Consider the following 11,899-nt stretch of genomic DNA (forward strand, 5'->3'; position numbering starts at 1 on the left):
CGCTCCCCCGGCCGCGGCCGGCGGGTCGTCGCGGAGACGGAGAGCCAGACCTCCGGGAATGCCTTGCGCAGATGAGCGACGACCGTGCTCTTGCCGACCCCGGAGGGGCCGGAGAGCACGGTCAGCCGCGAACGTTCACTCATGCACCGATTATCCCGGACGCCGGGCACTGCCCGACACCGGTACGGCTGCGGAGCCTCAGGAGGCGGCAGCGCCGCCGAACTCGCGCTCCAGGGAGGCGATCTGGTTGGAGCCGAGGCCGCGGACCCGGCGCGACTCGGAGATCCCGAGCCGCTCCATGATCTGCTTGGCGCGGACCTTGCCGACGCCCGGGAGGGACTCGAGCAGGGCGGAGACCTTCATCTTGCCGATGACGTCGTTCTCCTGGCCCTGCTTGATGACCTCGCTCAGCGAAGCACCACTGTGCTTCAGCCGGTTCTTCACCTCGGCGCGCTCCCGGCGAGCCTCAGCGGCCTTGGCGAGCGCAGCAGCGCGCTGTTCAGGGGTAAGGGGCGGAAGTGCCACGCCGTTCACCTCAGGGTTCGAACGAATGGGATGCCTTGCATATCGACCGCAGAGGAACCTAGCTGCTCTGACCTGCAGGAGCAACGAGAAACGCGCTCCACGTGCGACCTACCGCCGGAGACTACCCGTCCCAGGGGCCCGCGTCAGGAGAAGAGGAGGAAAAGTCCAGGTCAGCCGCAGCTGAGGGGAATATTTCCGGGCAAATCAGCCCGTCGGGGACCCTGAGTGTGACCACCCTCACTCCCCGTGAGGCCTCAGACCGCCAGCGCCGCGGCGAGGGCGGCGGCCGCCGCACCCGGGTCCTCGGCACCGGTCAGCGGACGGCCGATCACCAGCAGGTCGGCGCCGTCCGCGAGGGCCTGCTCGGGCGTGGCCACCCTCGTCTGGTCGCCCAGCGCCGCCCCGGCCGGCCGGACACCGGGGGTGATCAGACGGATGTCGGGGCCCACCTCGGCCCGTACCGCGGCGACCTCGTGCGGGGAGCACACCAGCGCCCGCGCACCGGCGGCCACCGAGAGCACCGAGAGCCGCCGCACCGCGTCCAGCGCCGGGCCCGCCAGCCCGATGGCGGCCAGGTCCTGCTCGGACATCGAGGTGAGCACGGTGACCGCGGTGATCCGGGTCTGCGGCAGCACCTCCGCCGCGGCGCGGATCATCGCGGTGCCGCCCGTGGCGTGCACGGTGAGGTAGGCCGGGGCCAGGTCGGCGACCGAACGGGCCGCGCCCGCAACGGTGTTGGGGATGTCGTGCAGCTTGAGGTCGAGGAAGAGGTCACGGCCGCCGCTGGCGCCCCGCACCCGGCGGACCGCGTCGTGGCCGTGGGCCAGGAAGAGCTCCAGACCGACCTTGACGGTGGAGACATGAGGGCCGACGGCCTCGGCCCAGTGCAGGGCCGTATCGAGGCCGGGGGCGTCCAGGGCGACGGCGATCGGGGCGAGGTGAACGGTCATCGGGGTCCTCTGGGGTCGTCTCGGAGGGGGTCGTCTCGGAGGGAGGCGTCTCAGCGGGAGGCGTCTCAGCGGGAGGCGTCGGCGCCGACGGCGTCGGCCAGGGTCGCATGACCGCTGGCCCGCAGCCGGGCGGCGAGGCCGCGGTGGATCCGCCTGGCCCAGAAGGGGCCCTGGTAGATGAAGCCGCTGTAGCCCTGCACCAGGGTCGCGCCGGCCAGGATGCGCTCCCAGGCGTCGTCCGCGGTCTCGATGCCGCCGACGGCCACCAGGGTGAGCCGGCCGCCGGTGCGGGTGTGCAGCCGCCGCAGCACCTCCAGTGAGCGCTGCTTCAGCGGGGCGCCGGAGAGGCCGCCCGCGCCCGCGGCCTCGACCACCGCGGGGTCGGTGCGCAGCCCGGTGCGGCCGATGGTGGTGTTGGTGGCGATGATCCCGTCCAGGCCCAGTTCCAGGGCCAGGTCCGCGACGGCGTCCACATCGGCGTCGGCCAGGTCGGGGGCGATCTTCACCAGCAGGGGAACCCGGCGCTCGGTGGAGCGGTCGGCGGCCTCGCGGACGGCGGTGAGCAGCGGGCGGAGCTGGTCCACCGCCTGGAGGTTGCGCAGTCCGGGTGTGTTGGGCGAGCTGACGTTGACGACGAGGTAGTCGGCGTGGCGGGCCAGTCGCTCGGTCGAGGTGACGTAGTCGGCCGCGGCTTCACTCTCCGGGACAACCTTGGTCTTGCCGATGTTGACGCCGACCAGGGCGGTGGAGCTGCGCGGACGGGCGGCGAGGCGGGCGGCGACCGCTGCGGACCCCTCGTTGTTGAAGCCCATCCGGTTCACCAGGGCGCGGTCCTCGACCAGCCGGAAGAGCCTGGGCGCGGGGTTGCCGGGCTGTGCCTGGCCGGTGACGGTGCCGATCTCGACATGGTCGAAGCCGGCCATCGCCAGTCCGTCGATGCCGACGGCGTTCTTGTCGAACCCGGCGGCCAGCCCGAACGGCCCGGGCATGTCCAGGCCCAGCGCCCTGATGCGCAGCGCCGGGTCCTGCGGCGCCAGCACCCGGCGCACCAGGGTGCGCAGGCCCGGTACGGCGGAGACGGCGCGGATCCAGCCGAAGGCCAGATGGTGGGCCCGCTCCGGGTCCATGCGGCGGAAGAGGAGGTCGAACAGCAGGCGGTACACGGGAGGGCTCTCCTGAACTGGATGTGGCTTCGGGGTGACAGCCTCCACCGAGCACACCGGCACGGACCTGAGGCTGCGCCGCAAGAGCGCCCCCGTACGGACCCGGGGGCGCGGGGAACCGCCGCAACAGCCCTCTCCCGGGAGGGCCGGGCGCGCGGTACCCCGCACCGCCCGGGGGCGCGGCTGGTCGCCGCTGTCCCCCGGGCGTGGCTGTCCGCGCGGATCCCCGCGCCGACGGGCTACTGGCTGTTGCGCGCCGCCGTCAGCAGCGCGGCGTGCTCCTGGAGCGACATCACCCCGACATCGCCGCGGGTGAGCGCGTCGATGCCCTGAACCGCGGCGCCCATGGCCTGCACGGTGGTCAGGCAGGGCACCCCGCGGGCGATGGCGGCGGTGCGGATCTCATAGCCGTCCAGCCGGCCCCCGGTGCCGAAGGGGGTGTTGATGATGAGGTCCACCGCGCCGTCGTGGATCAGCTGCACGATGGTGCGCTCGCCGTTCGGCCCCTCGCCCTCGCTGTGCTTGCGCACCACCGCGGAGGGGATGCCGTTGCGCCGCAGCACCTCGGCGGTGCCGGAGGTGGCGAGCAGCTCGAAGCCCAGCTCGACCAGCGCGCGGGCCGGGAAGACCAGGCTGCGCTTGTCGCGGTTGGCGACCGAGACGAAGACCCGGCCCTTGAGCGGCAGCGCACCGTACGCACCGGCCTGCGACTTGGCGTACGCCGTGCCGAAGACCGAGTCGATGCCCATGACCTCGCCGGTGGAGCGCATCTCCGGGCCGAGGACGGTGTCCACGCCGCGGCCGGAGGCGTCCCGGAAGCGGCTCCAGGGCATCACGGCCTCCTTGACCGCGACCGGGCACTCCAGCGGCAGGGTGCCGCCGTCGCCCTCGGCGGGCAGCAGGCCCTCGGCGCGCAGCTCGGCGATGGTGGCGCCGAGCGAGACCCGGGCTGCGGCCTTGGCCAGCGGGACCGCGGTGGCCTTGGAGGTGAAGGGCACCGTGCGCGAGGCGCGGGGGTTGGCCTCCAGGACGTAGAGGATGTCCCCGGCCAGCGCGAACTGGATGTTGATCAGCCCGCGCACCCCGACGCCGCGGGCGATGGCCTCGGTGGAGGCGCGCAGCCGCTTGATGTCATGGCCGCCGAGGGTGATCGGGGGCAGGGCGCAGGCGGAGTCGCCGGAGTGGATGCCGGCCTCCTCGATGTGCTCCATGACGCCGCCGAGGTAGAGCTCGGCGCCGTCGTAGAGGGCGTCGACGTCGATCTCCACCGCGTCGTCCAGGAAGCGGTCCACCAGCACGGGGTGCTCGGAGATCAGGCCGGCGTGCCGCTCCAGGTACTCGGCCAGCGAGGGCTCGTCGTAGACGATCTCCATGCCGCGGCCGCCCAGCACATAGGACGGCCGGACCAGGACGGGGTAGCCGATCTCGTCCGCGATGGCCTTGGCCTCGGCGAAGGAGAAGGCGGTGCCGTGCTTGGGCGCGGGCAGACCGGCCTCGGTGAGGACCCGGCCGAAGGCGCCGCGCTCCTCGGCGAGGTGGATGGCCTCCGGCGGGGTGCCGACGATCGGCACGCCGTTGTCCTTGAGCGCCTGGGCGAGGCCCAGCGGGGTCTGCCCGCCGAGCTGGACCAGGACGCCGGCCACCGGCCCCGCCTGGGTCTCCGCGTGGACGATCTCCAGGACGTCCTCCAGGGTGAGCGGCTCGAAGTACAGCCGGTCGGAGGTGTCGTAGTCGGTGGAGACGGTCTCCGGGTTGCAGTTGACCATCACGGTCTCGTAGCCCGCGTCGGAGAGCGCGAAGGAGGCGTGGACGCAGGAGTAGTCGAACTCGATGCCCTGGCCGATGCGGTTGGGGCCCGAGCCGAGGATGATCACGGCGGGCTTGGTCCGCGGCGCGACCTCGGTCTCCTCGTCGTAGGAGGAGTAGAAGTACGGCGTGCGGGCGGCGAACTCGGCGGCGCAGGTGTCGACGGTCTTGTACACCGGCCGGATGCCGAGGGCGTGCCGGACCTCACGGATCACATCGGGCCCCAGCCCGCGGATCTCGCCGATCTGCAGGTCGGAGAAGCCGTGCCGCTTGGCGTGGCGCAGCAGCTCGGGGGTGAGCTCCTCGGCCTCGGCCAGCTCGGCGGCGATCTCGTCCAGCAGGAAGAGCTGGTCCACGAACCAGGGGTCGATCTTGGTGGCGTCGAAGACCTCCTGCGGGGTGGCCCCGGCCCGGATGGCCTGCATCACCGTGTTGATCCGGCCGTCGGTGGGGGTCTCCGCGATCCTCAGCAGCTCCTCCTTGGAGCCGCCGGGCTCACCCACCCAGGTGAACTGGGAGCCCTTCCTCTCCAGGGAGCGCAGCGCCTTGTTGAGCGCCTCGGGGAAGTTGCGGCCCAGCGCCATGGCCTCGCCCACCGACTTCATGGTGGTGGTGAGGGTGGCGTCGGCGGAGGGGAACTTCTCGAAGGCGAAGCGGGGCACCTTGACCACGACGTAGTCGAGCGTGGGCTCGAAGGAGGCCGGGGTCTGCTCGGTGATGTCGTTGGGGATCTCGTCCAGGGTGTAGCCCACGGCCAGCTTGGCGGCGATCTTGGCGATCGGGAACCCGGTCGCCTTGGACGCCAGGGCCGAGGAGCGGGAGACCCGGGGGTTCATCTCGATGACGATGACCCGGCCGTCGTCGGGGTTGACGGCGAACTGGATGTTGCAGCCGCCGGTGTCCACGCCGACCTCGCGGATCACCGCGATACCGATGTCGCGCAGCACCTGGTACTCGCGGTCGGTCAGGGTCATCGAGGGGGCGACGGTGATGGAGTCACCGGTGTGGACGCCCATCGGGTCGAAGTTCTCGATGGAGCAGACGACCACGACGTTGTCGTGCTTGTCGCGCATCAGCTCCAGCTCGTACTCCTTCCAGCCGAGGATGGACTCCTCCAGGAGCACCTCGGTGGTCGGCGAGAGGGCCAGGCCCTGGCCGGCGATGCGGCGCAGCTCCTCCTCGTCGTGGGCGAAGCCGGAGCCGGCGCCGCCCATGGTGAAGGAGGGCCGTACGACGACGGGGTACCCGCCGAGGGTGTCCACGCCGGCGAGGATCTCGTCCATGGTGTGGCAGATGACCGAGCGGGCGGACTCACCGTGGCCGATCTTCGCCTTGACGGCTTCCACCACGGCCTTGAAGCGGTCGCGGTCCTCGCCCTTCTCGATGGCGTCGATGTTGGCGCCGATCAGCTCCACGCCGTAGCGCTCCAGGACACCGTTCTTGGCGAGCGCCACGGCGGTGTTCAGTGCGGTCTGGCCGCCCAGGGTCGGCAGCAGCGCGTCCGGGCGCTCCTTGGCGATGATCTTCTCGACGAACTCCGGGGTGATCGGCTCGACGTAGGTGGCGTCGGCGATCTCCGGGTCGGTCATGATGGTCGCGGGGTTGGAGTTCACCAGGACCACGCGCAGGCCCTCGGCCTTGAGCACCCGGCACGCCTGGGTGCCTGAGTAGTCGAACTCGGCCGCCTGGCCGATGACGATCGGGCCGGAGCCGATGACCAGGACGGACTGGATGTCGGTGCGCTTAGGCACGCTGGCCCTCCATGAGCTTCACGAAGCGGTCGAACAGGTAGGCGGCGTCGTGCGGGCCGGCTGCCGCTTCGGGGTGGTACTGGACGCTGAAGGCGGGCGTGTCGAGCAGGTTCAGCCCCTCGACCACATCGTCGTTGAGGCAGACGTGGGAGACCTCGACCCGGCCGTAGGGAGTGTCGGTCACCCTGTCGAGCGGCGCGTCCACGGCGAAGCCGTGGTTGTGCGCGGTGACCTCCACCTTGCCGGTGGCGCGGTCCTGCACCGGCTGGTTGATACCGCGGTGGCCGTACTTCAGCTTGTAGGTGCCGAAGCCCACCGCGCGGCCCAGGAGCTGGTTGCCGAAGCAGATCCCGAAGAGCGGGGTCCGCCGCTCCAGGACGCCGCGGACCACGGTGAGGTCGGCGGTGGCCGGGTCGCCCGGGCCGTTGGACAGGAAGACGCCGTCCGGGTCGACCGCGTAGACGTCGTCCAGGGTGGCGGTCGCGGGCAGCACATGGACCTCGATGCCCCGCTCGGCCATCCGCTGCGGCGTCATCGCCTTGATGCCCAGGTCGATGGCGGCGACGGTGAAGCGCTTGGTGCCCACCGCGGGGACCACGTAGGCCTCGGTGGTGGCGACCTCCGGGGAGAGGTCGGCGCCGGTCATCTGGGGTGCCTGCTGCACCCTGGCCAGCAGGGCGGACTCGTCGGCGAGGGCGGGACCGGAGAAGATCCCCACTCGCATCGCCCCGCGCTCGCGCAGGTGGCGGGTGAGGGCGCGGGTGTCGATGCCGCTGATGCCCACGACGCCCTGGGCGGCCAGCTCCTCGTCCAGCGACCGCACGGAGCGCCAGTTGGAGGGCACCCGGGCGGGGTCGCGCACCACATAGCCGGCCACCCAGATGCGGGACGACTCCGGGTCCTCGTCGTTGACGCCGGTGTTGCCGATCTGGGGGGCGGTCATCACCACCACCTGGCGGTGGTAGGAGGGGTCGGTGAGGGTCTCCTGGTAGCCGGTCATGCCGGTGTTGAAGACCGCCTCGCCGAAGGTCTCGCCGACGGCGCCGTACGCCTGGCCCCGGAAGCTACGCCCGTCCTCGAGGACCAGGACGGCGGGAACGCGTTCCCGGCGGGCGGCCCCGGGCCGCGTCGTCGTGGTGGGGGCGGGTGCGGTCATGACGTGCCTTCCGTGGGGTTGTTGCGTGCTGCGGCGGGGCCTGCGGCGATCCGCTCGATCGCCTCGACCCACGCGGGATGCTGATCGGGATGGTCGGCGCGGAAGCCGGAGTCCAGCTCCTGGCCGCCGTGGCGCCAGGTGGCCACCAGCAGCCCCGAGGGGACGACCTTCCCCGCGATTCCGGAGTCGGTACGGGCACCGACCAGGGCCTCGGCGGGGATCCACAGGTCGCCGGCGCCGGGGCGGCGGGCGAGCAGGCCGCGCTCGGTGAGGGTGAGCTCCGCGAGGCTGCGGGCGCCCAGGCCGTGGGCGACGATCCGGTCGAGCCAGTGGCCCGCGGTGGTGGTGCCGTGGTAGCGCCCGCCGGCGGTGAGCAGTACGGGACCGGGGTCGGCCGGGGGCTCGGGCAGCGGCGGCAGGTCGGACTGGAGGGTGGCGCGCCACTTCCAGCCCTGCCGCATCAGCCAGTAGACCAGGACCACCAGCAGGATCAGCCCGACGGACCAGCCGATGTAGTCACCCCAGTGCTGGACGGGGGCGGAGTGCGGCTCTTCGGCGAGCAGACCGGGCAGGGCGCCGGTCATGCGACGGCTCCGGCGACCGCCTCCGGTGCCACCGGCTCGCCGTCCAGGACCGTGGGCACCCCCCGCAGGAAGGTGGCACGGACCTGTCCGGGCAGGTCCAGACCCCGGTAGGGGGTGTTGCGGCTGCGGGTGGCGAAGGACTCGGGGATCACGGTTCCACGGTACGCGGGATCGACCAGCACCAGATTGGCCGGCTCACCCGGCGAGACGGGCCTGCCGTGGCCGGCCAGCCTGCCGATGCGGGCCGGGCGGAAGGACATCCGGTCGGCGACCCCGGCCCAGTCCATCAGGCCGGTGTCGACCATGGTGTGCTGGACCACGGAGAGCGCGGTCTCCAGGCCGACCATGCCCATCGCCGCGACGGCCCACTCGCAGTCCTTGTCCTCGGCCGGGTGCGGGGCGTGGTCGGTGGCGACGGCGTCGATGGTGCCGTCGGCCAGCGCCTCGCGCAGCGCCATCACATCGGCCTCGGTGCGCAGCGGCGGGTTGACCTTGTACACCGGGTCGTAGGAGCGGACCAGCTCGTCGGTGAGGAGCAGGTGGTGCGGGGTGACCTCGGCGGTGACGTCCCAGCCCTTGGCCTTGGCCCAGCGGATGATCTCCACCGAGCCCGCCGTGGAGACATGGCAGACGTGCAGCCGGGAGCCCACATGGGCGGCCAGCAGCACATCGCGGGCGATGATCGCCTCCTCCGCGACGGCGGGCCAGCCGGCCAGGCCGAGCTCCCCGGAGACGGTGCCCTCGTTCATCTGGGCGCCCTCGGTGAGGCGGGGCTCCTGGGCGTGCTGGGCGATGACACCGTCGAAGGCCTTCACGTACTCCAGGGCGCGGCGCATGATCACCGCGTCGTCGACGCACTTGCCGTCGTCGGAGAAGACCCGCACGCCCGCGGCGGAGTCGTGCATGGCGCCCAGCTCGGCGAGCTTCTTGCCCTCCAGGCCGATGGTGACGGCGCCGACCGGCTGGACGTCGCAGTAGCCGGAGGCCCGGCCGAGCCGCCAGACCTGCTCCACCACGCCGGCGGTGTCGGCGACGGGGAAGGTGTTGGCCATGGCGTGCACGGCGGTGTAGCCGCCGCGGGCCGCGGCGCGGGTGCCGGTGTGGACGGTCTCGGCGTCCTCCCGGCCGGGCTCGCGCAGGTGGGTGTGCAGGTCCACCAGGCCGGGCAGCAGGACCAGTCCGGTGGCGTCCAGCTCGGTGGCGCCGTCCGCGGTCAGTCCGGTGCCGATCTGCTGGACGACGCCGTCCGCGATCAGCACGTCCTGGGGGTCCTGGCCGAGGAGGTTCGCGTTCCTGATGAGGCGGGTGGTCACTTGGTGCTCTCCTCGGCGTTGGTGCGGGTGGGGTGGTCGGCGAGGGTCGCGCCGCCGAGCAGCAGGTAGAGCACGGCCATCCGTACGGAGACACCGTTGGCGACCTGCTCGACCACGGTGCAGCGGGGCGAGTCGGCGACCTCCGCGGTGATCTCCATGCCGCGCACCATCGGGCCGGGGTGCATCACGATGGCGTGCTCGGGCAGGGCGCCCATCCGCAGCGAGTCCAGGCCGTAGCGGCGGGAGTACTCGCGCTCGGTGGGGAAGAAGGCGGCGTTCATCCGCTCGCGCTGGACCCTCAGCATCATCAGGGCGTCGGTCTTGGAGAGGACCGAGTCCAGGTCGTAGGAGACGTCGCAGGGCCAGCTCTCCACGCCGATGGGCACCAGGGTCGGCGGTGCCACCAGGGTGACCTGGGCGCCGAGGGTGGCCAGCAGCAGGACGTTGGAGCGGGCGACCCTGCTGTGCAGGATGTCGCCGACGATGGTGACCCGCCGGCCGGAGAGGTCGCGGCCGAGGCCGGGGGCCAGGTGGCGGCGCATGGTGAAGGCGTCGAGCAGGGCCTGGGTGGGGTGCTCGTGGGTGCCGTCGCCGGCGTTGATCACCGAGCCGTGCAGCCAGTCGGACTCGGCGAGGCGCAGCGGGGCGCCGGAGGCGCCGTGCCGGATGACGACGGCGTCGGCGCCCATCGCCTGGAGGGTGAGGGCGGTGTCCTTGAGCGACTCGCCCTTGGAGACCGAGGACCCCTTGGCGGAGAAGTTGATGACATCGGCGGAGAGCCGCTTCTCGGCGACCTCGAAGGAGGTGCGGGTGCGGGTGGAGTCCTCGAAGAAGAGGTTGACGACGGTGCGGCCGCGCAGCGTCGGGAGCTTCTTGACGGCTCGGGCGGAGACCTGGGCCATCTCCTCGGCGGTGTCGAGGATGAGCAGCGCGTCGTCGTGGGAGAGGTCGGCGGCGGAGACGAGGTGACGCTTCACGCGGGGTTCACTCCGGGAGGTGCGGTGCGGACGGCTGCTCGGCGTCGCCGGACTGTTCCTCGGCGGCGAGGGCCTGGGAGGAGCGGGCGGCGTAGTCGCGGTCGCCGACCAGGACGGCGTCGCCGCCGTCGATCTCGGCGAGCTGGACCTTGACGGCCTCGCGCAGCGAGGTGGGCAGGTTCTTGCCCACGTAGTCGGCGCGGATGGGCAGCTCCCGGTGGCCGCGGTCGACCAGTACGGCGAGCTGTACGGCGCGCGGCCGTCCGATGTCGTTGAGCGCGTCCAGGGCGGCGCGGATGGTCCGGCCGGAGAAGAGCACGTCGTCGACCAGGACGACGAGGCGGCCGTCGATGCCGCCGGGCGGGATCTCGGTGTGCTCCAGGGCCCGGGCGGGCTTCAGGCGCAGATCGTCCCGGTACATGGTGATGTCCAGGGCGCCGAGCGGGATGTCCCTGCCGGTGATGTCTGCGAGCCTGGCGCGGAGCCGGCGGGCCAGGTGGACACCGCGGGTGTGGATGCCGAGCAGGACGACGTCCTCCGCGCCCTTGGCGCGCTCGACGATCTCATGGGCGATGCGGGTGACCACCCGCGCGATGTCGGACTGGTCGAGCACCTGATGGGGGGCGCGCGGAGCGGCACCCTCGTCATGGAATGCGGTCATGCCGAAGCGGACCTCCTTCCCCGCCTCACAGGACGGGCCTTAAAGGATGTCTGGTTACGGCCTTCCCCTTGCGCGGACAGGCCGTGGTCCACCCTACCAGGGCGGTCCCCACCGACCCGGAGCGGCACCCTCCGGTCCCGCAAAGCCGCAGCTCAGACCGGAGCGGCAGGGCTGTGCCTGGTCGCCCGTCTGCACATTCGCACGGGTGCCCCATTCGGCTTGACGAACGCATATTACTCTGCGTAACCTCACAGTGAGTTACGGACCGGGCGTTGAACGGGCCAGCCGCACCGGTCAGTCACATCTCGCTAATCTCGTCCGGGGAGACCAATGTCCAGCGACTACGCGAAACAGCTCGGGGGCAAGCTCCGCGCGATCCGCACCCAGCAGGGCCTCTCCCTGCACGGTGTAGAGGAGAAGTCCCAGGGGCGCTGGAAGGCCGTGGTGGTCGGTTCGTACGAGCGCGGCGACCGCGCCGTCACCGTGCAGCGCCTGGCCGAGCTCGCCGAGTTCTACGGTGTGCCGGTGCAGGAGCTGCTCCCCGGCAGCACCCCCGGTGGCGCCGCCGAGCCGCCGCCGCGCCTGGTGCTCGACCTGGAGCGCCTGGCCCAGGTGCCGTCGGAGAAGGCCGGTCCGCTGCAGCGCTACGCGGCGACCATCCAGAGCCAGCGCGGCGACTACAACGGCAAGGTGCTCTCCATCCGGCAGGACGACCTGCGCACCCTGGCCGTGATCTACGACCAGTCCCCGTCGATCCTCACCGAGCAGCTGATCAGCTGGGGCGTGCTCAACCCCGACGCGCGGCGCGCCGTGCGCGAGGACGACTCCGTCTGACCCCGGTCCTCGACCGCAGCCCGACCCCGGCGGCCGGGGCGGCACCGCAGCACCCCTGCGGTCCGCCCCGGCCGTCGCGTTTTTCGCAGGGGCGCGGCCGACCAGGGGCCCGCTCAAGGGCCCCACGCAGCCCGAAGGCCCGGGACGGCACCCTCGGGGGGTGCCGTCCCGGGCCTTCG

General features: G+C 72.2%; 10 protein-coding genes and 1 pseudogene. 1 reads left to right on the forward strand and 10 read right to left on the reverse strand.

The window, feature by feature from the left end:
- The 10 genes and pseudogenes from AOK09_RS21180 to pyrR form a co-directional block, all read right to left on the reverse strand.
- Nucleotides 1–170: pseudogene (locus AOK09_RS21180) on the reverse strand (guanylate kinase); the annotation flags it as partial.
- 28 nt (nt 171–198) lie between these two features.
- Nucleotides 199–525 (reverse strand): integration host factor, actinobacterial type, encoded by a 327-nt coding sequence (gene mihF, locus AOK09_RS21185; protein WP_055588796.1) that lies wholly within the window; start codon nt 523–525, stop codon nt 199–201.
- Nucleotides 526–779: 254 nt separating this feature from the next.
- Nucleotides 780–1,475, reverse strand: coding sequence for an orotidine-5'-phosphate decarboxylase (gene pyrF / locus AOK09_RS21190; protein WP_055588797.1), 696 nt, complete (start codon nt 1,473–1,475; stop codon nt 780–782).
- 65 nt (nt 1,476–1,540) lie between these two features.
- Nucleotides 1,541–2,638, reverse strand: coding sequence for a quinone-dependent dihydroorotate dehydrogenase (locus AOK09_RS21195; RefSeq protein WP_055588798.1), 1,098 nt, complete (start codon nt 2,636–2,638; stop codon nt 1,541–1,543).
- 239 nt (nt 2,639–2,877) lie between these two features.
- A complete protein-coding gene (gene carB / locus AOK09_RS21200) occupies nt 2,878–6,195 on the reverse strand; it encodes a carbamoyl-phosphate synthase large subunit (RefSeq protein WP_055588799.1) in 3,318 nt (1,105 codons plus the stop codon).
- Nucleotides 6,188–7,351 (reverse strand): glutamine-hydrolyzing carbamoyl-phosphate synthase small subunit, encoded by a 1,164-nt coding sequence (gene carA, locus AOK09_RS21205; protein ID WP_055588800.1) that lies wholly within the window; start codon nt 7,349–7,351, stop codon nt 6,188–6,190. Before carA ends, carB begins: the two co-directional genes overlap by 8 nt.
- On the reverse strand, nt 7,348–7,935 hold the full coding sequence (locus AOK09_RS21210; protein WP_055588801.1) for a PH-like domain-containing protein: 588 nt from the start codon (nt 7,933–7,935) through the stop codon (nt 7,348–7,350). The genes carA and AOK09_RS21210 overlap by 4 nt, the downstream gene beginning before the upstream one ends.
- Nucleotides 7,932–9,248 carry a dihydroorotase gene (locus AOK09_RS21215; protein WP_055588802.1) on the reverse strand — a complete coding sequence of 439 codons (1,317 nt, stop codon included), beginning with the start codon at nt 9,246–9,248 and terminating at the stop codon, nt 7,932–7,934. The genes AOK09_RS21210 and AOK09_RS21215 overlap by 4 nt, the downstream gene beginning before the upstream one ends.
- The gene (locus AOK09_RS21220; protein ID WP_055588803.1) at nt 9,245–10,225 is read right to left on the reverse strand and encodes an aspartate carbamoyltransferase catalytic subunit; all 981 of its coding nucleotides are present in this window, start codon (nt 10,223–10,225) and stop codon (nt 9,245–9,247) included. The genes AOK09_RS21215 and AOK09_RS21220 overlap by 4 nt, the downstream gene beginning before the upstream one ends.
- Before the next feature lie 7 nt (nt 10,226–10,232).
- Nucleotides 10,233–10,886 carry a bifunctional pyr operon transcriptional regulator/uracil phosphoribosyltransferase PyrR gene (gene pyrR / locus AOK09_RS21225; protein WP_055588804.1) on the reverse strand — a complete coding sequence of 218 codons (654 nt, stop codon included), beginning with the start codon at nt 10,884–10,886 and terminating at the stop codon, nt 10,233–10,235.
- A gap of 330 nt (nt 10,887–11,216) precedes the next feature.
- Here pyrR and bldD point away from each other — a divergent pair, with 330 nt between their 5' ends.
- The gene (gene bldD, locus AOK09_RS21230) at nt 11,217–11,720 is read left to right on the forward strand and encodes a transcriptional regulator BldD (protein ID WP_055588805.1); all 504 of its coding nucleotides are present in this window, start codon (nt 11,217–11,219) and stop codon (nt 11,718–11,720) included.
- The last annotated feature ends 179 nt before the right edge of the window (nt 11,721–11,899 follow it).

The organism is Peterkaempfera griseoplana (assembly GCF_001418575.1).
GTDB lineage: Bacteria > Actinomycetota > Actinomycetes > Streptomycetales > Streptomycetaceae > Peterkaempfera > Peterkaempfera griseoplana.